Source organism: Bacillus sp. P14.5 (assembly GCF_003316765.1).
In the GTDB taxonomy this organism is placed as follows: Bacteria; Bacillota; Bacilli; order Bacillales; family Bacillaceae_B; genus Rossellomorea.
The window spans coordinates 30,130-52,126 of sequence record NZ_NIJF01000063.1 but is presented as its reverse complement, the minus strand read 5'-3'; the positions used below and the strand labels follow the sequence as shown (position 1 = coordinate 52,126).

21 protein-coding genes and 2 tRNA genes are annotated in these 21,997 nt (G+C 43.9%); 3 read left to right on the top strand and 20 right to left on the bottom strand.

All coding sequences use genetic code 11. The features are described from left to right. Positions 1–2 precede the first annotated feature (2 nt). The 5 genes from hpt to spoIIE form a co-directional block, all read right to left on the bottom strand. Positions 3–551 carry a hypoxanthine phosphoribosyltransferase gene (gene hpt / locus B9Z54_RS09660; protein ID WP_113928196.1) on the bottom strand — a complete coding sequence of 183 codons (549 nt, stop codon included), beginning with the start codon at positions 549–551 and terminating at the stop codon, positions 3–5. Between the two features lie 12 nt (positions 552–563). Further along, entirely contained in the window at positions 564–1,964 is a 1,401-nt protein-coding gene (tilS, locus tag B9Z54_RS09655; RefSeq protein WP_113928195.1) for a tRNA lysidine(34) synthetase TilS, read from the bottom strand. Between the two features lie 97 nt (positions 1,965–2,061). Then, complete coding sequence (locus tag B9Z54_RS09650; protein ID WP_113928194.1) at positions 2,062–3,042, bottom strand: protein kinase domain-containing protein; 981 nt, start codon at positions 3,040–3,042, stop codon at positions 2,062–2,064. After that, complete coding sequence (locus tag B9Z54_RS09645; protein ID WP_113928193.1) at positions 3,011–3,748, bottom strand: VWA domain-containing protein; 738 nt, start codon at positions 3,746–3,748, stop codon at positions 3,011–3,013. The genes B9Z54_RS09650 and B9Z54_RS09645 overlap by 32 nt, the downstream gene beginning before the upstream one ends. A gap of 449 nt (positions 3,749–4,197) precedes the next feature. Further along, on the bottom strand, positions 4,198–6,687 hold the full coding sequence (gene spoIIE, locus B9Z54_RS09640; protein WP_113928192.1) for a stage II sporulation protein E: 2,490 nt from the start codon (positions 6,685–6,687) through the stop codon (positions 4,198–4,200). Positions 6,688–6,967: 280 nt separating this feature from the next. Between spoIIE and B9Z54_RS09635 the strand changes: the two genes are divergently transcribed. Together B9Z54_RS09635 and B9Z54_RS09630 are read left to right on the top strand one after the other, a co-directional pair. Next, positions 6,968–7,044: transfer RNA gene (locus B9Z54_RS09635), tRNA-Met, on the top strand. 9 nt (positions 7,045–7,053) lie between these two features. Next, positions 7,054–7,125 (top strand) — tRNA-Glu (locus B9Z54_RS09630). Between the two features lie 59 nt (positions 7,126–7,184). On the opposite strand, the gene B9Z54_RS09625 is transcribed toward B9Z54_RS09630, so the two are convergent. The 11 genes from B9Z54_RS09625 to mfd all read right to left on the bottom strand — a co-directional run bounded on the left by B9Z54_RS09625 (position 7,185) and on the right by mfd (position 18,553). Further along, positions 7,185–7,460 carry a hypothetical protein gene (locus B9Z54_RS09625; protein WP_113928191.1) on the bottom strand — a complete coding sequence of 92 codons (276 nt, stop codon included), beginning with the start codon at positions 7,458–7,460 and terminating at the stop codon, positions 7,185–7,187. A 255-nt stretch (positions 7,461–7,715) separates the two neighbouring features. Further along, on the bottom strand, positions 7,716–8,141 hold the full coding sequence (locus tag B9Z54_RS09620; RefSeq protein ID WP_113928190.1) for a S1 domain-containing RNA-binding protein: 426 nt from the start codon (positions 8,139–8,141) through the stop codon (positions 7,716–7,718). A 77-nt stretch (positions 8,142–8,218) separates the two neighbouring features. Beyond that, a complete protein-coding gene (locus B9Z54_RS09615) occupies positions 8,219–8,608 on the bottom strand; it encodes an FtsB family cell division protein (RefSeq protein WP_113928189.1) in 390 nt (129 codons plus the stop codon). Positions 8,609–8,622: 14 nt separating this feature from the next. Beyond that, a complete protein-coding gene (yabQ, locus tag B9Z54_RS09610) occupies positions 8,623–9,249 on the bottom strand; it encodes a spore cortex biosynthesis protein YabQ (protein ID WP_113928188.1) in 627 nt (208 codons plus the stop codon). Continuing rightward, positions 9,246–9,548 carry a sporulation protein YabP gene (yabP, locus tag B9Z54_RS09605; RefSeq protein ID WP_113928187.1) on the bottom strand — a complete coding sequence of 101 codons (303 nt, stop codon included), beginning with the start codon at positions 9,546–9,548 and terminating at the stop codon, positions 9,246–9,248. The genes yabQ and yabP overlap by 4 nt, the downstream gene beginning before the upstream one ends. Before the next feature lie 80 nt (positions 9,549–9,628). After that, positions 9,629–9,901, bottom strand: a complete 273-nt coding sequence (locus tag B9Z54_RS09600) for an RNA-binding S4 domain-containing protein (RefSeq protein WP_113928211.1) — start codon at positions 9,899–9,901, stop codon at positions 9,629–9,631. Positions 9,902–10,010: 109 nt separating this feature from the next. Next, positions 10,011–11,471 carry a bifunctional methyltransferase/pyrophosphohydrolase YabN gene (yabN, locus tag B9Z54_RS09595; protein WP_113928186.1) on the bottom strand — a complete coding sequence of 487 codons (1,461 nt, stop codon included), beginning with the start codon at positions 11,469–11,471 and terminating at the stop codon, positions 10,011–10,013. A gap of 91 nt (positions 11,472–11,562) precedes the next feature. Then, positions 11,563–13,131 (bottom strand): putative polysaccharide biosynthesis protein, encoded by a 1,569-nt coding sequence (locus B9Z54_RS09590; protein ID WP_113928210.1) that lies wholly within the window; start codon positions 13,129–13,131, stop codon positions 11,563–11,565. A gap of 154 nt (positions 13,132–13,285) precedes the next feature. Then, positions 13,286–13,822, bottom strand: a complete 537-nt coding sequence (gene spoVT, locus B9Z54_RS09585; protein WP_113928185.1) for a stage V sporulation protein T — start codon at positions 13,820–13,822, stop codon at positions 13,286–13,288. An 875-nt stretch (positions 13,823–14,697) separates the two neighbouring features. Then, a complete protein-coding gene (locus B9Z54_RS09580) occupies positions 14,698–14,868 on the bottom strand; it encodes a hypothetical protein (protein ID WP_240189871.1) in 171 nt (56 codons plus the stop codon). Between the two features lie 151 nt (positions 14,869–15,019). Beyond that, positions 15,020–18,553 (bottom strand): transcription-repair coupling factor, encoded by a 3,534-nt coding sequence (gene mfd / locus B9Z54_RS09575; RefSeq protein WP_113928183.1) that lies wholly within the window; start codon positions 18,551–18,553, stop codon positions 15,020–15,022. A gap of 35 nt (positions 18,554–18,588) precedes the next feature. Here mfd and B9Z54_RS25650 point away from each other — a divergent pair, with 35 nt between their 5' ends. Further along, on the top strand, positions 18,589–18,891 hold the full coding sequence (locus B9Z54_RS25650) for a hypothetical protein (protein WP_240189870.1): 303 nt from the start codon (positions 18,589–18,591) through the stop codon (positions 18,889–18,891). Positions 18,892–19,051: 160 nt separating this feature from the next. Here the strand turns inward: B9Z54_RS25650 and fin are convergent, their stop codons facing one another. The 4 genes from fin to B9Z54_RS09550 all read right to left on the bottom strand — a co-directional run bounded on the left by fin (position 19,052) and on the right by B9Z54_RS09550 (position 21,989). Beyond that, positions 19,052–19,282: an anti-sigma-F factor Fin gene (gene fin / locus B9Z54_RS09565; protein ID WP_113928182.1), complete on the bottom strand. Its 231-nt coding sequence runs from the start codon at positions 19,280–19,282 to the stop codon at positions 19,052–19,054. 70 nt (positions 19,283–19,352) lie between these two features. Beyond that, the gene (gene pth / locus B9Z54_RS09560) at positions 19,353–19,910 is read right to left on the bottom strand and encodes an aminoacyl-tRNA hydrolase (RefSeq protein WP_113928181.1); all 558 of its coding nucleotides are present in this window, start codon (positions 19,908–19,910) and stop codon (positions 19,353–19,355) included. Positions 19,911–20,003: 93 nt separating this feature from the next. Further along, a complete protein-coding gene (locus tag B9Z54_RS09555; protein ID WP_113928180.1) occupies positions 20,004–20,654 on the bottom strand; it encodes a 50S ribosomal protein L25/general stress protein Ctc in 651 nt (216 codons plus the stop codon). A gap of 375 nt (positions 20,655–21,029) precedes the next feature. After that, positions 21,030–21,989 carry a ribose-phosphate diphosphokinase gene (locus tag B9Z54_RS09550; protein WP_113928179.1) on the bottom strand — a complete coding sequence of 320 codons (960 nt, stop codon included), beginning with the start codon at positions 21,987–21,989 and terminating at the stop codon, positions 21,030–21,032. Positions 21,990–21,997 lie beyond the last annotated feature (8 nt).

The following is a 21,997-nucleotide window of genomic DNA, read 5'->3' as shown; positions in this document are numbered from 1 at the left end:
GCTTATTCGTTGCCGCTATACACTTCAGGTTTCAACACGCCGATATACGGCAGGTTGCGGTACTTTTCAGCGTAATCGAGGCCGTACCCGACAACAAACTCATCCGGTACAATGAATCCGACATAGTCAGCTTTGATATCCGCTTTTCTCCCTGATGGCTTATCCAAAAGCGTTACAATCTTGATGGACTTTGCTTTACGGTAACGGAACAGTTCAACCAGGTAGCTAAGAGTCAGCCCGCTGTCGATGATATCCTCGATGATCAGGATATCCCTGCCCTCCACCTTTGTGTCAAGGTCTTTGACAATTTTAACTTCACCAGAAGAAACGGTAGAGTTTCCATAGCTGGAAACATCCATGAAATCCATTTCCAAATATGTATCCATACGCTTAAGCAGGTCGCCCATGAAAGGCATTGCACCTTTCAGTACACCTATAGCTAAAGGAAATCCATCCTTGTACTCCTCTGTCAGCTCAGCGCCCAGTTTCTTGATTTTCTCTTGAAGCTCTTCTTCAGTAATAAGCACTTTCTCGATATCTTTATTTAACACTTGGTCTGCCTCCTAGGAAGATGTTTGCTGTAAAAAGATTAACCTTACATGTTCACCCGGATTACCTGGTTCATCACAAGCATAGACTGATTTCTTAAGGGCGGGGATCCAGAGTACTTCACCGTTATCATCCTCGATGATCGGCCATTTGTCTCTGAGCCTGGCTGGTATCTTTTCATTGATAAATATATCTTTTACCTTTTTTGTGCCATTCAACCCTTTAACTTTCATTCGGTCCCCCTGCTTCCTTGTCCGAACCCTCAGCGGAAAGGCGATACTGCCTTTCTGGAAAATGACGGAACCGGCATGGACGTCCGTGTCTTCAGCCTCTTGAAGTATAATTGCTCGATGATCAGGCAATTCAATTCTCTCACCTATGTTCAATGTATAACAAAAACCGCCGCTGCCCTCTGCTCTTCCTCCAAATGTAAATATACATTGATTATAGGAACGGATTGCTTTGAGGTTTCCCGGAAGATCGAGACTCAGTGAGGGGCTGTCTTTCATTATTATTGCTAAAACATCTTGAATATGTATAGATGATAAGGATGAAGGCCTATCTTTGTAAAGATAACTTAATATTAGATGAATCACTCTTCTTTGTAAAGGCAGAGGCATCAGCCTGAAACCTTTAATATCAACAATGGCTTCATTCCTGCCTTTTGTAAGGATACTATTCATTTTTTCTTGTGCAAGACTCATCAAAAACGCTTCATCTTCAGATGCTTCTTCACTAAATTGTTGAAATTTAAGATGAACCTGTGGGTTTTCACCCTTCAGGAAAGGAAGTACCTCATGGCGGAACCTGTTCCTGGTATAATCACGTTTTTCATTGCTTGGATCGTGCCTTGTTTCCAGGCTGATTTCGGAACAATATGTCAGGACTTCCTTTTTTGCAAGACCAAGAAGGGGGCGGATAATCTGAGCACCATGAAAGGCTCTTTTCACAGGTATCCCGCTGCGTTCCAAGCTGCTCCCTCTCGTCAACTTCATTAAAATGGTTTCCACCTGGTCATCCCCATGATGCCCAAATGCGAGCTTGGTGAATCCCTCTTGTTGTACAAGCTTGGCAAACAGGTCATACCTGACATTCCGCGCGCCTTCCTGCAAGCCCTCATTCCGTTCTTCCAAAACTTGCTGCACATTGACTCTCTCTCCATAAAAAGGGATGTCCATTTTCCCGCATTCCCTTTTCACAAAAAGGAATTCTTCATGAGATTCTTCGTCCCTGAACATGTGATCCACACAAACAGCTGCCACAGTGATACCCCAGAGGCTCTTGTACTTATTCAAAAAGTGCAGGAGAGATAACGAGTCAGGCCCGCCTGACACAGCAGCCAGTACTGAATCTCCCTCTTGAATTAAATTGTGTTTCCTTATAAAGTCTATGACTTTCCTTTCATAATTGAGCATGCTTCCTCTTCCTGATCCATGTTTTCTTCTATCTTAACAATATTCTGTTCCCATTACACTTCAAGGGGCTTATTATGGAGTCTGGATTTCGGCAGTACTAAAGTAGCTCACCATAAATATATAAGAAGTAAAGAAGAGACAAGACCATAATCACCAGCACCGTCTCTACGAAACTGCCTCCCGACTTCTTTTTCCTGATCTGAGCGCGGGTGGCTGCCACCGTTTTCCTCTGAGGACTGGAGGTCGAAGCTTTGCTGCCGGGCGTGGTATTTTTTGCCGATAGTGTATCCAGCAGTGCCTGGCGCATCTCCAAGGCTGACCTGTATCTTCCTTCAATGGCGCCCATGATCGGCACTTTGATTTTCGTCAGCTCGGGTTTGGCGAGTACCGCATTCTTCAATTGCTCTATTCCCCCGCTCCCTGTCTTGTTAAACCTTTTCGGATAGGAGAGGTTGATGAGAATCATCGCAGCTGAGAATAAATCGTAGGAAGGCTCTGCTTTCCTGGAATGACCGAGCCAGTAACCCCTGTCGAAAAATTCGGTAAATTCCTTAATCGCCCGTCCTTGTATCGTGGTTCCTCCAACATCAATACACCGGAGTTTATTCGGCGGTCCTGTCACAATCAGATTATCAGGTTTCAAATCTCCAAATACCCATCCTTCCTGATGGATCCTGTGAAGATCATTCAACAACTGCACGATCAATACACCCGTCCAGGAGAAGCCTTTCGTCTGAACAAAGGTCAGCAAGTCCGGGCCTTGAATATATTCCATTACATAGAAAGGAATATTCCTGCCCCCGAACTCCCAGTCATCCACATCAAGCAAAGAAGGTCCAAGAGGCGCTCCCTGGACCTTGGCAAAAGCCTTTAAAACATTTACTTCCGAGGTGACGGACATCGAGCTGTCACTCATCTTAAGTGCCGCATAATCCGCACCCGCCTGAGCCAGATAGACAATTCCGTTTGCCCCGTATCCAAGTTCCTTCACAATCGTATATTGTTGTTTGTGCCACTTGCCGGTAATTCTGGTCCCTGAAGAAAATTTATATTGTTTCTTCAAAGTATTGTTCATCATCACGTGAGAGCAAGCCCCTTAAAGAACGTTTTTTCTTGAATGAAGAGATCGCTTCGCTTATTGCCGGCCCCGTTGGCGTTATCCCTCCTGAAGAAAGCTTTGAAAAGACGCTCGTCAGCGACTCAAGCTTAGGAGTCCAGTCCAGCAATTTTTCGACATCTTTTCTTTTCCCGGGAAATACGAGAACAGAAAACATGTTATCTCCCATTCTTGCATTCATACTAAGAGATAGATCCAGCAAGGCTTCTTTAACTGTTGGCAGTTTATGCTTCATACTCGCTGAAGTATCGACAAGAATCAACACTTCAAGGTCTGCCGACTCGCCCAATTCATCCACCACTTCCATTACTTCACCCCGCTGTTCAGGTGGAAGTTCTTCCATTGAGGTGGTTTTCCCTAATATTTGCTTCAGTTCCTTATTGACGACCCCCTGCAGGGTTTGGGTCATTGCTTTCCTTGTAACCATCTGGACTGTTTGCGAAAGCTGCTGGGCATACACAATCTGGCTTACTCCGCCGCCTGACATGGCAATGCCTTCTATCTCCTCCATGCCTCTTTCATCAATAGAATCATTCTCCATTACGCCTATCACATTTACGGTAATTCCTTGTTCTTTCGCCAATGCAGCCATCGCTACCGGATCTTCACCTTGATTGGAACATCCATCAGTTATTAATAGAACTTGTCGAAGTGTACCTGTCTTCAACAGTTTCCCCTCCTCTAACTTTGTTTGTTACCATCTTCGCCTGTTTGGGAGGGAAATATACTTCAAACTGTTGATATATACCGCATTGTGTACTCAATTAAGCAATCGTCATTGAACAGGAAATATTTTAGAGCATTAGCAGCACAACCTTCTCTGCTGTGTGCTCAATCAGGTTCACCTGGATTCGTCCTCCTATCATCTTTTAAAATATGATTTCATTCTCCAGAAAAATTCCAAGAGCGGGGTTTTTTCCTGCGCACTGGTTTTTCACTCAGATCGGATAGAGCAGCTCCCTTCTTTCTTCCTTACAGAATACTTCCAGTTACTCATCGTGATAAAATTCACTCGGAAAAGGAACACTTTAAGAGTAATAACCTATTACTTCATTCGTTCAACAGAGCAGCGGCTCTGACTCTAGCAAGCTGCTTTTATCTCGTCAGGAAAACACCTTACGAAACCTTCTCCTTTCCTTTATATTTTTGTACGGGAATCGAACTCCATTTCGGAATATTATGCTTTATCTTTGAAACAACGATTGTCATATCGTCTTCTATCTCTCCGGATCTTGTCCTTATCACTTCCTCCATAATAATATCCGCCATCGCCTGTGGATCATCTGTATCTACTTCTTTAATCTTCCGTTTCATCCATACATCATAATTTTCCACATGTTTCGGCCCTTCAAAAACTCCATCACTCATCATGACCAGCAAGTCTCCTGCCTTCAACTGTTCACTCACCACGTCCACATCGAATTCGTAGAAGATTCCCATTGGAAGATTGCCAGCTTCCACTTTTACTACTTTATCCCCTCTCTTTATAAAGCTCGGAGTGGAACCGATTTTCAAAAACTTGGAAGATGCATCCTGCAGGTCAATCATCGCCAAATCAAGAGTTGAAAATATTTCATCATTGGTTCGTAAAGAAAGAATCGAATTGACTGCTTTAATCGCCACCTTTTCTTCTATTCCGGATTGTAAAATTTTCTGCAGGAGACTCAACGTCTCATTGCTTTCATAATGTGCTCTTTCCCCATTTCCCATCCCATCACTTATGGCCACTGCGTATTTGCTTGCACTCAGTTCGATCATTGAATAGCTGTCTCCAGAAATAAGCCCTCCTCCTTTAGCCGCGTGGGCTACTCCGGTATCCACCATATATGCTTTTGCAGACCCGAAGGTTAATTGGCAGTTGCCGCTCGGGAAAGCTGCGGGCTCCTCCCGCAAAACAATAATGTTTTCACCAAGAATATCCGACAGCATCGGCGCGATCAGCTTCTCACCTTCCCCATGTCCATTACCAGCAGGCAGGGCCATCTCAATGTCGACATTTCCTTTATCCAGTGAATAAATTTCTACATTCTCTATCTCCATGCCGAATTCCTGAAGCGATTCGAGGATCTGTTCCTCCTGCTGCTGGTGATTTTCTCTTTCTCTTTGAATCTCGCGCGCAAAATCCCCCATTACTTCAGAAACACCCTGCAACTGATCCGCTACAAGCTTCCGGCTTTCCTGTACTTGCTTCTTCAATTTGAGATTCGCTTGATAATAGGTTAGTTCCTGAGAAACTACTTCCTGGACCTTTTTGGAGCGGACGCAATGCTTTTCGAGTTCCCTCCCGGTTTTTCCATTCAGCGGGACATGCCCCTGATCTATCTCATACATCACATCTTTCATAAGATCATAGGTTTGATTGAAGTTCCGGGCCCAGCATTGTTCCTTCTTAAAGCACGTCTGGCAAGTTTTTTCAGTGACATTACTCAAGAATTGATCGAATTCCCGCTCATCTGCTTCCTCATTATTCATCTTGTCCTCCAAGCCCGCAAAACTGTTTGAAAGCGCTTGGAATACGGAAGAAAACTGCTCTACCCTGCTTGCCGTCACGTCACGGACCTTCCTGATATACTGCTGCTGTTCCTGGTTATATTCAGCTGTTCCCGGTATATGTTTGGCCAGTTTTCCAGTCAGGGCGGAAGGCGTCAGAAACAATAAAAAGATGGCGGCACCAGACTCATAAAGTGTTTTAGCCAGCGATGTATCACTATCACCGTACATACCGACCAGCAATGTCGCGATAAGCAGACCAATGGCTGCACCCGCTTTCTTCCCTTCTTTTAAAAGGCCCCCAAGAAGACCTGAAAACGCCAGGAGGCTCATCTGATAAAAGCTGGCTACATTCGCAAGACTGAATATCAAACCTGTCACCACTCCGACAGTGGAACCAACTGTCGCACCCGCTACAAAGGAAAACAGCAAAACAAGATATCGGGATAAGATATGTTCTATAGAGAGGTCGTACACAGACCACCCGATGGTCCCTGTCATCACGGAAGCCAGGAGGATGATCAGGCTGACTACCTCTTCGGTCTTGAGGGATTTCTTCCTTTTACTGATCGAGAACAGCGGGACACTCTGGATAAAAATCAGCGTTAGAATAAACGAAAGTGTTGCTTCCACTCCTGCCATCGCACCATTGTAAACGGTCAGGCCTCCCCCGCTTACTATGTAATCAAAGGCAAGGCTGGCTGTGATTGTCGTGAAGAAGACAAAGTACGGTACTGCCTTCAGCTCACTTTTTTGAAATTTCCTCGTAATCCTGAAAAGAATCAGGAATAATATTGAACTGGCAAACGTATACGTAATATTAGATATGGACAATGTCATTGATCCGGCCAGCAGACCCATTAGCGCGACAGGAGCACGGTCTCTCCGCACCATGTAAACGGCGGCGAAGAAAGGCATGGCGAAAGGTGTCAAGTGTGACAGGATCAAGGCCCGGCCCAATAGGAATCCTAAACCGAAGAGAACAAACCCTTTTTGAACGAAGAACCACTCCACCTTCTGCAGAAAGACTTTCATCCCCATGGTGAACTCCGATTTAGTATGCTGGATGTCTACATTCCTCACCGGCTCCATGACACTCTGCTCTGCTTTTTCCATACTTATCCTCTCCCCTGGTCTTATTCATTGTAGTTAGTATATAGCGGACAAGCTTAGAAGTTTGTCAAAATGAGGACTTTAAATGTGAGAAAAGTTCGACTTCTTTCTGCGAAAAAACAGATGAATAAAAAATGACTGACCGAACAGCTTTCCTGACGGATTTAGGGTTGTACTGCTAAATACGAGATTTATAAACTGACATTTTTCTTGATTTATTTGTTGACAATTTTTTTAATCCTATGTATTATATTACTTGTGTCTCAAAACAATTTATTGATATGGCGGTGTAGCTCAGCTGGCTAGAGCGTACGGTTCATACCCGTGAGGTCGGGGGTTCGATCCCCTCCGCCGCTACCATATTATATTGGCCCATTGGTCAAGCGGTTAAGACACCGCCCTTTCACGGCGGTAACACGGGTTCGAATCCCGTATGGGTCATACTGAAAAACCACGACAACTGTCGTGGTTTTTTGTTTGTCTTTTTTGAAGGCTTGAATTTATTGTTTCAAGTATTGTCGTTTCATGTGAAACATTTTCCTTTTAAAGCTTTGAGGTCGATCTTCAATGTCGTTTGTTATTTCATACGCTTGGTGACGCCTGCCGGCCGATGAGAATACATCGATTTTTAGTTTTACTAAATCGGTGCTGTCTGAGGACCATTCTGACTGCCGATTCTTGGTTTCGCTAAATCGATGTACCCTGGTGACCATTCGGACTGCATCGATTCTTGGTTTCGCCAATTCCATGTACCCCGATGCCGGTTCTGGCTGCATCGATTCTCCTTTATCCTCAAATCAGTGCTGCCTGAAGCCCAATCTGTTCCTAAGAATTTTTTATATACAACGCCATAAATCCAACAACATTCGTGGAGGATTGAACTTCTAAGCCCATGAACCCCACTAGAACAAAGCCGGAATTCAAAAAACAACCGACCGCTTTCCAGGGATGAAAGGCAGTCAGTTGTTTTCCCTTATGGTTCCCATTAGGAACCCTCTCTATAAACCTGCTATATATAAACAGACAGCAAGTTATCCTCTTTTTGCTCCTCGGCCGCCACGTTTTGATTCTGTATGCCGTTTTAATGAAGTTAAACGATCTTCGCTATCCTTTAAGAAACGGGCCATCTTCTGCTCGAAATTCTCTTTGGGACGAGTATCGTTCATTTTATTGCTGCTGCGTGGACGCTGAGGACGCTGCGGGCGCTGTGGGCGTTGCGGCTGGTCTACTGCCTTCCGGATGGATAAACCGATCTTTCCGTCTTTCTCGACGTTCATGACTTTGACTGTCACTTCTTCACCGACTTTAAGATGCTCATTGATATCCTTTACATAATTGTCGGCAACTTCGCTGATGTGGACAAGACCTGTTGCACCTTCCGGCAATTCTACGAACGCTCCAAAATTTGTAATCCCTGTAACTTTACCCTGAACCTTGCTGCCTACTTCAATTGACATAAAAAGAATGCTCCTCCTTAAAATAATTAAAAGCTTACTATATATTATAGCCAATAAAAAAAAGAGTGTCAATGCGACTACTCTTCTTCTTCTTTTTTTGCTTCCGGCTCTGGAATGTTAAAGATAATTTCGCCTTCGTCTGAGAGAAAATAATCCCTTCTGGCCAATTTGGCAATGTACTCGTCATCGTTCAGCTTGATGATTTCTTCTTCGAGAATCGATTGCTGCCTCTCGAGTTTTTCCAGCTTGGCTTCCAGCTCTGCCTTTTGTGCTTCCTTCTCGTCAAGGACCGAAGCGCGTGAGATGAGGGTCGAAACTAGAAAACCGCTTATCGTCAGGGCGAGGATAAATAGTAGGGCCAAGCGGCGAAAAAGCCTCTTTTTTCTATGGTGACTGACTTTCTTTTTATGTTCCTGCTGTCTTACATAGGCATTTTCCATTGAACGGATATTTCGTTCCCGGCTCATCTCTTGCACCTCCTTTATCTCTTAAGCCATTTTTTCAGCTTTGTACTTATAACTTTCACAAATGGAAATAAATATCCTGCAAATTTATTATATAACTTCTCGACGAATTTTTTAATATTTTTCGGCAAAAGGCTTGAAATAATTTTTACCACCCATAGAAGAGGAGTAAACACGATTTTCAAGATGGAAATAATTGCTTTGAACAGGAAACCGAATACTGTCCATACTCCCTTGGCAATTCCGAGGATGATGGAAAAGAGGAGGACCACCAGCCATTTGATTGGTGAGTAGACCAGATTCCTTGCCATCTTCACCATGAAACTGTAAAGAGAAATAAAGCCTTGAATGATTCTTTCCAGCAAATTCTTATACATTTCCTTCAGGAGAGCCTGATAGCCTGCAAATCCACATAGCAGTGCAATGAAGATATAGAACCTTACTTCACCAAAGTTCACCGAAAAAAGGATGTAGAAAATAAAAAGGGCTTGCACAATCCAAAACAAGACATCGTTCAGGAAAACAAGCCAGCGTTTTCTTTTGTTTCTGTTCAAGAAACGGTTATACGTATCAAGGGCTGCCCCGAAAACACTGCCCATGCCGACCATGGCCAGCATGGTGTAAAATTGTACTGAAAGCGTCATCGGAACAGCTTGCTAAAGAGCCCTTTAGCTTTTTCTCCACTTTGTTCGTCCAAATAAACGATATCAAACACCTTGCCTTTAATGGAGACAATTCCTTTATCAACATCCAGGTTCTTCATTTGCAGGTTCTGCCCTCTGATCGAGAGGAACCCCATAACTGTCTCAAGCAGGAATTCTTCATTATCGAAGCTTTCGACCTGCTTGACTCCTGTAATGTCCAACAGGCGTCTGCCTCTCATCATGACATCATGTTCCTGCATTGTTCCTTTGTTATTTCCGCTTTCCTGATACTGATTCATTTTCATCCCCCACATTCACAAAGTACAGGCTTTGTAACTATATGTATGCGGCGGGAAGAAAAATAGAACAAGCTGCCAACTTACTCTTCGGGTCCTTCCGATACTCGTTCTTCACTGACAATGGTGTACATTGTGCCTGCGTCCTCTTTGCGGGTAGACTCTTGCAGGCGGTCGACTGTTGCCGTGACTACTTTTTGGCCGAAGCGGACCTTCAACTCATCCCCTACTTTGACATTGGAACTCGCTTTTGCCTGGAGTCCGTTAATGGTGATTCTGCCTTTGTCTGCCACTTCCTTTGCCAATGTTCTTCTTTTGATTAAACGGGATACTTTTAAAAACTTATCTAAACGCATTGTTGCCATGTATTTTCTCTCCTTTAGTCATCTTTCCGGGAAGGGTTGTTTGCACATCCAGGAAGCATTCATTCTGAGAAGGTCCTTGATCAATTCACATTGGGCAGGTTCAGTTGATTCCTCTTCCTTTTGCTTCGTTCCAGAATCCATCCAGTTCTTTCAGTGAAAAATCACTGAATTCCTTTCCGCTTTCTTTAACCTTCTGCTCTACATAGGAAAAGCGGTTGAAAAATTTCGTATTCGCCATGGCCAACGCCTCTTCAGGATGTACTTTATAGAAGCGGGCGATATTGACAAGAGAAAACAGCAGGTCGCCAAATTCACTGATTTGGGCGTGTCTATCTCCATTCGCTGCTTCGGCGCGGAATTCCTCTATTTCTTCATAGACTTTCTCCCACGCCTCGTCCGTAAGTTCCCAATCAAAACCGGTTTTGGCAGCCTTCTTCTGGTACTCATATGCTTTCATTAAAGAGGGATATCCTTTTGCAGCGCCGCTTAAAAGCGGTTTTTCCCGCTCGCCTTTTTCAGCTTGTTTAATGGTTTCCCAATTAGCCTTTACATCATCCGTGCCTTCTACTGTCACATCACCAAATACATGGGGATGGCGGCGGACCATTTTTTCCGAGACCGTTCCGATTACTTCATTAATCGTGAACATGCCTTCATCCTCACCGATTTGAGCATGAAGCATGATTTGAAGAAGCACATCTCCTAGCTCTTCAATTATGTGGTCAATATCTTCTTCCTCTATGGCCTCTAACAGTTCATAAGTTTCTTCTATTAAATACTTCTTAAGTGAATGGTGGGTCTGTTCAATATCCCATGGACATCCGCCCGGCCCTCGCAGGCGTGCGATAATATGCCTGAATGTGGAAAATTGTTTATACCTTAAATCCATTTCTGCTGCAGGAGGAACATACAAGCTGGTTAAGTTATTCAATTCCACTTCACGATCCAGTTCAACAAGCGGGATCGTTTTAACAATCTCTTCTTTCGTTCCTGCCGCTGTTACGATTTTGACACGATAATCATATGGATATATCTCCATCAAGGTCAGCTTTACATCTGATGCTGTAAATGCATCATAGACCTGGCCAATGATTAAATGCTGGTCCATCTTGATATCTTCAAGATGTAAATCAGTCCCATCCAAAAGCTGAAATCCTTCAATCGGATCTGCTTTTACTGCTGCGAACAATGGATCAAGAAAGCTCTGTCCGCCTAGGATTTCAAGTTCAAACCCCTCATGTTCGGCCGCTTCGATCAGCAGCTGGACTGTCTTTTCCGCCACAAGGGGATGACCCGGCACTGCATAAAGGATCTCGCCTTGCTGTGCTTCGGCTTTCAGCACTTCGACAATTTCAATATAAACCTTATCAAAGCTGTCATGCTTTTCATATATGTAATCAAAGGATTGATAAACAAAACCTTCTTCTTTCAGCTCGGATACCACCGGGTGATGTTCAGTACGGAGAAAGGTTGTCCTTTCCCCTTTCAGCTGTTTGTACACACCGAGAGGCATTTGATCGAGTTCACCTGCACCCAGGCCGGCAACCATAAATTTTTTCATGCTGGACCTCCTATTGTTTATTTGACGTCGAGGGGAAGAAAATACCATAAAGGGCTTTGACTATCCCCGCGCAACCTCCGTCTCCCTAAACCTATTTAAAACGCTCGGACAGGGAACTCAATTTCTCTCCCCCCGGCAGTTGCTGCAGTTCTTCAAAGGAGAAGACTCTCCCTTTAAGGATGATCAAAATAAATACGGCGGCACCAACGGCAGTACCGGACAGGGATTCTACCGCGGCCAGAATACGGGATTCATCACCTGCAACTATTGAAAAAAGATACGAATACGCTTGCAGTACAACGGTCATGGTTATCCCGGCGAGCCCCGTAACCAAATAAAAATGCAGTTTCAGGAAAGGTGCATTGAATTGTTTTTTCAAACGAAAAATCAAGATGGCAGCAATCGCTCCTAATGCGATGACTGTAGCGATCGAGGAGCCCATTGTACCGTATCGGCTTACAAGCATGATATTTAAAAAGAACTTAATGGCGAGGCCGCCCATGATTGCCATCGCAGGAAAATAAATCAGCTCGATTCCCTGCAGGATGCCTGAAATGGTTAAAATGATGGAACTGAACAGGATCGACAAACAAAAGACCGCAATGACATCTGAACCCAGGCTGTTTTGAAACAGCATAGTATTGGTGGGTTCAATGATATTAATCAAACCCAGGGAGGCGGCAAACCCCGCCAGGCTGCCTATCTTCAAAGCCAGCCTGATTTTCTCATTCATCACAGCCCTGTCACCTTTACGGAAGGCTGCTGTGATAAGCGGAACCAATGTTAAGGAAAGGGAGGTGCTGACTACCGTGCCCAGCTGGATGAAGGGCTGACCCCTGTCGTAAATTCCCTTCAGCTGTTTAGACTCTGTCTCAGATATCCCTGATTGTACTAAAAGAGAGTAAACATTCAAGGCATCTATCAATTGAAGCAGCACAAGCAGCATCCCGCTGACACATATTGCCGTCCCATGCTTTAAAAGCCTGGACCAAATCTCTTTGTGATTAGTCTCCCGCAAGCCAAAGAAAGAGAGGGAGAAACGTGTATGATCCCTCCAGACAAATGTGAGCAGGATAAGGATGCAGACCAGGCCCCCCGTTATGGAACCAAACAGTGCACCGGCTCCTGCCATATAAAGGGAATAATCATTTGCGACCAGAACAGCCGAAAATACCAGGATGGTGGCAACCCTGACAAACTGTTCCCCTACTTGGGAATAAGCAGTGGGGACCATGTTGCCTGTACCTTGGTAAAAGCCTCTCAGACCCGAAATGAATGGGATGAGCAAAAAGGTAATACTAATCAATTGAATCAGATTCTCCAGCTGGGGGTCTCCCATCTGGGAAGCAATCGGCCCAGCGCCGAAGTAAATGAGCAGAAACCAAATCACACCAGTCACTGTCAAGAATAGAAAGGAGGACCGGAGAAGTGCCTGAACCTCTTTTCCGTTTTTCCCTTCCTGCCGTTCGGCAATCATTTTAGAAATGATAACCGGAAATCCATATGTAGAAAGAGCCAGGGCAATCCCATAAAAGGGATAGACCTGCTGATATATATAAAAACCAATATCGCCGACGATATTTTGGAACGGAACACGGTAGACGGCGCTGAGAATTTTCGTAATCAGTGCTGCAGCCGTCAGGATAAAGGTCCCCTTCATTAACTTTGCAGATATATTTTCATAAGGCAACCGCTGTTTCCTGCCTTCCTTTTGCGAATTATTGTACTGTATTATAACACAAAATGCCCTATTCATTTTAGTGGGGCGCTTCAGGTGAAAGCAAAAAAAGAAGCGGTATCCACCGCTCCTGATTTTATGATTCCATTTGTCTTGCTAAGAAGCCAGCTGCCGTTTCTACTGCCTTTTGTTCTACTTCACCAATAGTCTTGTCCTTCGAGAAAATGGTCACTGAACCGATTGGATCGCCATTGGCGATGATCGGGGCAATGGTGTAAGAAGATACTTCTTCTTCCACACCCTCCACAAGTTCGATTTTTCCTTGTTGTGTGTGAAGTAATGAATTACGCTCTCCCATTTGTTTTTCAATGAGATCACTAACGTTTTTATTTAAATATTCTTTTTTGGAGCCGCCTGCGATGGTGATCACCGCATCCCTGTCCGAAATGAGGACCGAGCTGCCAAGGCTGTCATACAATGCCTCTGCATATTCTTTCGCAAAATCACTTAACTCACTGATTGGTGAGTATTTTTTCAGGATGACCTCGCCGTCTCTATCAACGAAAATCTCCAATGGATCACCTTCGCGAATTCTGAGAGTCCTGCGAATTTCCTTTGGAATCACGACACGACCTAAATCATCAATACGACGAACAATACCAGTTGCTTTCATCTATAGTTGCCTCACTTTCCATCAGATGATTTTTTTCGGTAACTACTTTTGTATTCATTACCAAAGTTGACTTTAGTATCCTTCAAGAGGAAACTTCTATACACAAACCACTATTTTTTCTGTAATTACGTTTTTGTTCTAGTTTAGGTTTATTTTACCAAAACGGCAGCTGCATTAAATTAAATACCCTGACTGCTTCAAAATAAACAAAATATGCTTATTACATTTAAGTTACAGTTCTCTCAAGATATAAGAAATCTTTTGTGTTTTCACTGTTTCCACTACAAATTCATCTTCTGTAAAATGTTGCAAAAAAAGTGCAAGCGCCTCTTAGCCCCGACAGGAATACCCTAAGAAAAAGGAGGTCTTTCTCCCTCTAGGACACTTAAAATGTTCAACAATAAGTGAAAAGGTAGAATCATTCGCTCCAAATGTCTTGATTTCCGTTACAGGTGTGCGACTCCGCGGGGCGGGCGGTGAGCCTCCTCGGCTTCGCCTGCGGGGTCTCACCTGTCCCGCTAGTCCCGCAGGAGGTCGCTCACCTTCCACTCCAATCAACATGGAGATAAAAGCCTTCCTCCTTTAACAGGGTTAAGAGACAGCCTTTACTTACTTTATTATTTAAAGTTACATTTTAAAAACCTTCAGATTTTCAGACAGATATTAGGGCTCTTGTATATGATAAAGGAATTACAACGCACTTTGATGTTGACTTATCACAAGGAGGAGGAGGCAGGTAATTCCGCTAGCTGCTGGGTCCTTGCGGCTGGATTCAAGTACGCTTCCTAATTTTTTATCAACATATTTTCAACTTTCTTTCTAACAAAAAAGAAGCTGCCTGTTCAGCTGCTTCATAGGTCTGCTCTTATTGGAGGTCATTTGAGTTTCTCTGGATTTTGAACTTTTATGGAAGCAACTTCTCCACACTTCGCGCAAATGGTGTACACCTTCTCAGAGCCAAGCGTCATTCTCTTGTTCAGCGGCCGGAGATTGATATAATCGGAAGCCTGTACAAATGACTCTCCATTACAACTTCTGCATTTCACCTTGAACACCCCCTTGGTCTATATACGAATGTATACTGGAAAGGGATTCATTTTTACACTTTACTTCCATTATTTATTAATAGGGACAGTCCCTTTCGTGCTATAAAGCACAAAAGCCCACCCGTCATGATATGGGTGGGTTTTGCCTTTCTTACGAATGAACTTCTGCATCCTTCCTTGCGAGCTGGATGTTTTTCACAATGTCATAGGCAATATTGAACCATTGTGAAGTTTTCATTCTATTGGTATTGATGGTGATTTTCAGTTTCTGCTCTTCCATTCCAAGCCCGACTGCGCGGCCATGCTTATTACAGATATCAAACACCTTGCTGCCGTCGATTTCCTGAGTCCCTTCAGGCGACATATAGATTGAGACTTCCTTTTTGTTCTGCTTGATGCTTTCCAGCTTTGCCTGACGCGCATAGACCTTCATCTCGGCTATTTGGAAAAGATAGGCTGTCTCTTCAGGATATTCCCCGAAGCGGTCAAGCATTTCATCCTGCAGTTCTGCTGTCTCTTTAAGTGTAGAGACAGAACGGAAGCGTTTATACATTTCAATCTTTTGATGACCGTCCTGAATGTAAGTGTCCGGGATATAAGCATCCACTTCTATATCCACTTCAAAAGAATATACCTTTTCTTTCGGAAGATCTTCTTTTCTTTCTTCAATAGCTTCTTTCAGCATCTGCGAATAGAGATCAAAGCCTACAGAATCAATGAACCCGTGCTGCTGGGCACCAAGAATATTGCCTGCTCCCCGGATGGTCAAGTCACGCATTGCAATTTTGAAGCCGGAGCCAAGCTCAGTGAATTCTTTGATGGACTGAAGTCTTTTCTCCGCAACCTCAGTCAGGACTTTATCTTTTCGATACGTAAAATAAGAGTAAGCGACCCTGTTGGAACGGCCGACCCTTCCTCTTAATTGATACAGCTGTGAGAGTCCCATCCGGTCTGCATCGTAGACGATTAATGTATTGACATTGGGAATATCGACACCCGTTTCTATAATGGTCGTCGTAACCAGAACGTCATACTCACCATCGAGGAAGCTAAGGATGATGGATTCCAATTCATTTTCATTCATTTTCCCATGAGCGAAAGCTACCCTGGCATCCGGGACAAGCATGGAAATTTCTTCTGCCTTCCGTTCGATGTCTTCCACACGGTTATAAAGGAAGTACACCTGTCCGTCCCTCGCAAGCTCCCTCTCTATCGCTTCCTTTATCAGGACCCCGTTATATTCCATGACATACGTCTGGACCGGGAACCGGTTTTCCGGCGGAGTTTCGATGACAGATAAATCCCTTACCCCGAGCATGGACATGTGAAGGGTTCTTGGTATTGGCGTTGCAGTCAATGTAAGAACATCGACATTGGTCTTTAGCTGCTTGATCTTTTCTTTATGGGTGACTCCGAACCTTTGTTCTTCATCAATGATCAGCAGGCCGAGGTCACGGTACTCAATATCTTTTGATAGGATCCGGTGCGTTCCAATTACCACGTCCACTGTCCCCGCTTTAATACCTTTGATCGTTTCGGTTTGCTGTTTCTTCGTGCGGAATCGGCTCAGAAGACCGACTTCAAGTCCAAAATCCTGAAATCTTTCTTTCATTGTTTCAAAATGCTGCTGTGCAAGGATAGTTGTCGGCACAAGCAAGGCAACCTGCTTTCCATCCACCACAGCTTTAAATGCGGCCCTGATGGCCACTTCTGTTTTACCGTAGCCCACATCTCCGCAAAGCAGGCGGTCCATCGGCCTTTCTCTTTCCATATCCATCTTGATTTCGTGAATCGAACGGATCTGATCCTCTGTTTCCTGATAAGGGAAAGAGGTTTCAAATTCCCTTTGCATATCTCCATCAGGAGAGAAAGCATATCCTTTGGAAGCTTCCCTTTCTGCATACAGCTTGATGAGATCATCGGCGATATCCTGTACAGAAGATTGAACTTTATTCTTGACCTTCTTCCATTCAGAACCGCCAAGTTTATAAAGCTTAGGCTCCTTGCTTTCCGATGCCACATATTTTTGAACAAGGTCGAACTGTTCTACCGGGACATACAGCTTGTCAGTACCCTGGTACTTAATATGCAGATAATCCTTATGAACCCCATTGATTTCAAGAGTTTCAATCCCAAGGTATTTACCGATCCCGTGATTGACATGGACAACATGGTCTCCGATTTTTAACTCGGAATAGCTCTTGATTCTCTCGGCATTGGAAAGCTTTTGTTTGCGGGGAGCTTTCTTTGTCTTCTTGTTAAAGAGCTCTTCTTCGGTTAGAACGGCTATTTTCATCATCGGAAGTTCAAAACCGTTAGTAAGATGTCCGCTCATGATCTGAGACTGCCCGATCAAAAGCTTCTCATTATCCGATGTTACTGCGACTTCAATATCATAGTCATTCAATACCCTTTGAAGCTTCTTCTTCCGCTCTTCATCAGGACCTAATAGGATGATAGTGAAATTCCCTTTCTTCCATCGATCCAATTCCGCTTTTAAAACATGCATCTGGCCATGGAAACTCTGCATCGGCTTGCTTGAAAGATTAAATATGTTCTGCGGACTGGTATTTGGAATATGCCTCAGGAACAATGAGAAATAGACCTTCGGCAGACTGGATTGAACCAGCAGCTTTGAAAGGTTATGAGAGACCGGGACATCATGGACGATTTCCCCATTTTGTAAAAGAGATGTATACCAGTCTGCTTCTTCTTTCTCTAATGACTCTCCCATTTCCTGAACTCTTCCCAATTCATCCAGAAAGAACATCCCGCCTTCGGGAAGGTAATCTAGCAAGCTAGCAGCTTCATCATAGGCATACGATAGATATTTATAAATCGCTTGAGGTTTTTGGCCGTTTCTCAGCTGTTCCAATTCATATCCGGTATTTTGGGTGAGCCGCTCTTTCACCTGGTCACTTTTAATTTTTTTCAAGCTCTTGGAAAGGCCTGCCTCCAGGCGCTCGATGATATTTTCCAAGTGTTCACCCTTCATAATGGTTTCTGAAGCAGGCCCAATGTGTACCTCCTTCAGCCTCTTAATTGACCTTTGATCTTCGAGTGAAAAGGATCGAATTGAATCTATTTCTGTATCAAACAACTCGATACGGACGGGTGTCTCCAATGTGTGGGGGAAAATATCCAAGATTCCGCCGCGCAAACTGAATTCGCCAGGTGTTCCCACCATATCGTTCCGCTGGTATCCCATTAACAATAATTGATCCAGAAGTTTGTCCAAGTCGACATCTTCTCCCAGCTCAAAGGACAGCTGCAGCGATTTCCATAATGTTTTTGGCGGAAGGATCTTTCTTAATCCCGCTGCCGGTACGACAAACACTCCACTTTTACCGAGCGCCAGCTTATTCAGCACTTCAATTCTCTGTGATTTCAGCTCAGGACTGGCTACGCTGAGTTCAGCTGCAATCAGTTCATTGGCTGGATATAGAAACACTTCTTCATCCGATAAGAACTGAAGAAGATCATCATATATTTTTTGAGCCTGCAGCAGATTATGGGTAAGAACAATTGCCGGCTTCCCTGTCTTTCGAAACATCGATGCGATGAACACACTTCTTGAAGAACCCGATAATCCCGCAACAAGCTGTTCTTCCAGTCCTTCTTCCACACCAGCGGCAAGAGCCTGCAATTCTTCATTTTGTCCAATGAAGTTTAAGATACTTTTCAAGGGAGCAGTCCTCCTCTCTATTTACTTTTCTATTTATGAACAAAAGCGTAAGCGCCTTGATCAGCCCCGACAGGCAAATGTTCCAAAGAGAAAAAAAGGCGGTCTTTCCTTTTATTCTCTTTGGGTTATTTGACCCCGAGGGGCTAGGCGCTGCAGCTGGACGGAACAAAAGCGTAAGCGCCTTGACCAGCCCCGACAGGCAAATGTTCCAAAGAGAAAAAAAGGCGGTCTTTCCTTTTATTCTCTTTGGGTTATTTGACCCCGAGGGGCTAGACTCGGCTATCATACCTATGAAGTTTTCCAGTAAAGTTGATGTGATTTCCCAAGCATCTAAATAATCCCGCATCATCGCAGTGATCTTGTGAAAATTAGTGTGTTTCAGCTGATAGTCTATCAAAAAACAATCAGCTTATAAAAAGCAACGTTGGAAACCGTTCCTTTTAATTATAAACCTGTCCATCTCAACAGAAAAATGCTTTGGCATAGACCAAAGCCCCCTTAATGAATAAGGTAATCTGATTGATGGTAATCCGGGTTGCGATTGAGTGATTCCTGACAGTCTTCGCAAATTGTCTTGATATGGATATCTCCATTTTGTTCATATGATACCATATCCAAGCGGTCCTCATCAGTAAGTTTATGCAGACCGACCTGCTCTGAATGTAAGGAGACCTGATCCAAGCTCCCGACTTTATAACCGCAATGGCGGCAATGATAATGTATCGCCATAATCTTCCTCCTCCAAAACTCTGCTGTCATTATTATGAACGTGTTCGGAAGGAGTTATACAGTTCTATAATCAGTTAAACTTATTCATGACCTCAAGGAAAGGCTTTCCGAGCCACTCTTCACAAGCAGCTGTGCTCGAAGCAATGACATCCTGCATGGTTTCCCACTCCTCAGGGGCAAACTTCCCCAAAACATAATCAGGCACCTTCATTCCGCTCGGCGGCCGGTCAATGCCTACTCTTATTCTGTTGAATTGCTGTGTTCCCAAATGAGCGATTATGGACTTCATACCATTATGGCCCCCAGGACTTCCTTTTTGGCGAAGCCTGATTTTCCCCACGGGTAAGTCTAAATCGTCATAAATCACCAACAGGTCTTCTTCATTAATATCGAAGTAATCCATCAGCGGTACTACGCTTTCTCCCGATAAGTTCATATATGTAAGAGGTTTAAGTAATATGACCTTTTCTCCATTATGATGGATACTCGTGTAGATCCCTTTGAATTTCGATTGATTTAAGGGACTGCCGAACCTCTTCGCCAGTTCATCTATAATTTCAAAGCCTATATTATGCCTGGTACGGTCATATTGCGATCCAGGATTGCCCAGCCCAACGATTAATTTCATAGTTTCACCTCATTTTCATGCACTATCAATACCATAAGCATAAACTATAAAAGACGCAACCCGCAAAAGGCTGCGCCTGAAATATTTATTTTATCATTCTTTTCCTTCACTCTCACCGCTTGCTTCCGTTTCCCGGCCTTCCTCATTTTCAGGAGTGCCTGGTTCCTGTTCTTCACCAGAGCTGATTTCTTCCTCCTGGCGAGGTGCAAGGACAGAGGCAATTGTCATATCATCTTCTGTATTGATTGTGAAAGAAAAGTTGCCTTTAATATCTCCCACTGTAATGCTGTCCCCAACTTGCAATTCAGAAATATCAACTTCAACGCTGTCAGGGATATCTGATGGTTTCGCCGTTACGGAAACATCATGCAGCGGCTGCTGTAAAACACCGCCATCTTTGACGCCCGCAGATTCACCTACAAGTTCCACACGTACATCAGCATCCATTTCAGTGGACATATTGACAGCAAGGAAATCGGCATGGATGACGGCATCCTTAATATGATCCTGCTGATAGTCACTCAGGACTACATTTTGTTTCTTCCCATCGATATCCAGAGAGATGATACCATTTCGTCCGGCCTCTCTCATTGTTTTAATAAACGCGATCGAATCGATGGAAATCGGTGTATTGTCGACTTTATATCCGTACACTACTGCAGGAATACTCCCTTGATGTCGAAGTTTGGTTAAATCAGATCTTTTGTCGCCTGTGCGGCCACTAGCTTTCAATTCTACAGCCATGAATAAAACCCCTTCCTCAGTTATCTATATTAGTCTCTCTATAGAAAATACCCTAAAGCAGGGAATATTAAACAGGTTCTTCTTAATTTACCTTTATTTCTTGGGCTTTTTTGCTCTTATGGTGTTGAATGATTTGAGGCAGAGTAAGTGCGTTTGGTACATAGGAAGCTGGTAACTCTCGGGCTCTTTCTGAAGGACACCTGACGCTGAGAAATTGGACCCTGGTGTCTCTCAAAACCCCTCTCAAGCACACCTTTCCCCTAAAAAAAGCAGAGCAAAAGAAAAAGCAGTGCGCATTCGTATAAACGAATCACACTGCTTTTTGATTGCGGTTCAATACCAGGCGTTTACCGCACTTACCTTATTAATTAGTGATCAATCAAACAATGTACTCACTGATTGCTGCTCATAAACACGGATGATGGCTTCACCGATAAGAGGGGCAACAGAAAGCTGTTCAATTTTATCAATCATTTTCTCTTCAGCTAAAGGAATGGAGTTTGTTACAACCAATTCTTTGATTTTTGAATTTTGAATTCGTTCGATGGCAGGCCCTGAAAGTACAGGGTGTGTACAGCAAGCGTAAACTTCTCTTGCTCCATTTTCCACAAGGGCGTTGGCTCCAAGCGTAATGGTGCCTGCTGTATCGATGATATCATCAATCAAGATCGCAATTTTTCCATCAATGTTACCGACGATGTTCATGACTTCTGAAACGTTCGGTTTAGGACGGCGCTTATCGATGATGGCGATCGGTGCTTTCAATCTTTCCGCCAGTTTGCGGGCCCTCGTCACCCCGCCATGGTCAGGGGATACAATGACGACGTCTTCTGATTTGAATCCTTTTTCCAAGAAATAATCTCCCAGGATCGGAACTCCCATCAGATGGTCGATCAGGATATCAAAGAACCCTTGAATTTGCGGCGCATGAAGATCAAGCGTGATAACGCGTGTAGCACCAGCAGTTTCGAGAAGATTCGCTACAAGTTTCGCTGTAATTGGTTCACGCGCACGTGCTTTACGATCCTGTCTCGCATAACCATAGTAAGGCATGACGATGTTGATTGTTTTGGCAGAAGCTCTCTTAAGGGCATCTACCATGATGAGCAGTTCCATCAGATTTTCGTTAACAGGGGCGCTGGTGGATTGGATGACGAATACATCACAGCCGCGGATACTTTCTTCAATGTTGATCTGGATTTCTCCGTCACTGAATTGTTTTACTGTACATTGACCAAGCGGTATCCCTACTTCTTTCGCGATTTCCTCAGCAAGCGCAGGGTTTGAATTCAAAGAAAAGATTTTCAGTTTAGAATTAGAGTAACTGTTAGGCATGGCAACCT

Coding starts and splice junctions, on each gene's coding strand:
- yabQ (WP_113928188.1), bottom strand. CDS start 9,249: ATGACGCTTTCAGTACAATTTTACACCATGCTGGCCATGGTCGGCATG.
- B9Z54_RS09650 (WP_113928194.1), bottom strand. CDS start 3,042: ATGATGAACAATACTTTGAAGAAACAATATAAATTTTCTTCAGGGACC.
- yabP (WP_113928187.1), bottom strand. CDS start 9,548: ATGAATCAGTATCAGGAAAGCGGAAATAACAAAGGAACAATGCAGGAA.
- B9Z54_RS25650 (WP_240189870.1), top strand. CDS start 18,589: ATGAACAAAAGCGTAAGCGCCTTGATCAGCCCCGACAGGCAAATGTTC.
- B9Z54_RS09555 (WP_113928180.1), bottom strand. CDS start 20,654: ATGGCTGTAGAATTGAAAGCTAGTGGCCGCACAGGCGACAAAAGATCT.
- tilS (WP_113928195.1), bottom strand. CDS start 1,964: ATGCTCAATTATGAAAGGAAAGTCATAGACTTTATAAGGAAACACAAT.
- spoVT (WP_113928185.1), bottom strand. CDS start 13,822: ATGAAAGCAACTGGTATTGTTCGTCGTATTGATGATTTAGGTCGTGTC.
- B9Z54_RS09550 (WP_113928179.1), bottom strand. CDS start 21,989: ATGCCTAACAGTTACTCTAATTCTAAACTGAAAATCTTTTCTTTGAAT.
- B9Z54_RS09590 (WP_113928210.1), bottom strand. CDS start 13,131: ATGAAGGGGACCTTTATCCTGACGGCTGCAGCACTGATTACGAAAATT.
- B9Z54_RS09615 (WP_113928189.1), bottom strand. CDS start 8,608: ATGAGCCGGGAACGAAATATCCGTTCAATGGAAAATGCCTATGTAAGA.
- B9Z54_RS09600 (WP_113928211.1), bottom strand. CDS start 9,901: ATGCGTTTAGATAAGTTTTTAAAAGTATCCCGTTTAATCAAAAGAAGA.
- B9Z54_RS09625 (WP_113928191.1), bottom strand. CDS start 7,460: ATGCAGCCAGAACCGGCATCGGGGTACATGGAATTGGCGAAACCAAGA.
- yabN (WP_113928186.1), bottom strand. CDS start 11,471: ATGAAAAAATTTATGGTTGCCGGCCTGGGTGCAGGTGAACTCGATCAA.
- pth (WP_113928181.1), bottom strand. CDS start 19,910: ATGAAATTAATCGTTGGGCTGGGCAATCCTGGATCGCAATATGACCGT.
- B9Z54_RS09620 (WP_113928190.1), bottom strand. CDS start 8,141: ATGTCAATTGAAGTAGGCAGCAAGGTTCAGGGTAAAGTTACAGGGATT.
- fin (WP_113928182.1), bottom strand. CDS start 19,282: ATGGCGATACATTATCATTGCCGCCATTGCGGTTATAAAGTCGGGAGC.
- spoIIE (WP_113928192.1), bottom strand. CDS start 6,687: ATGGAAAAAGCAGAGCAGAGTGTCATGGAGCCGGTGAGGAATGTAGAC.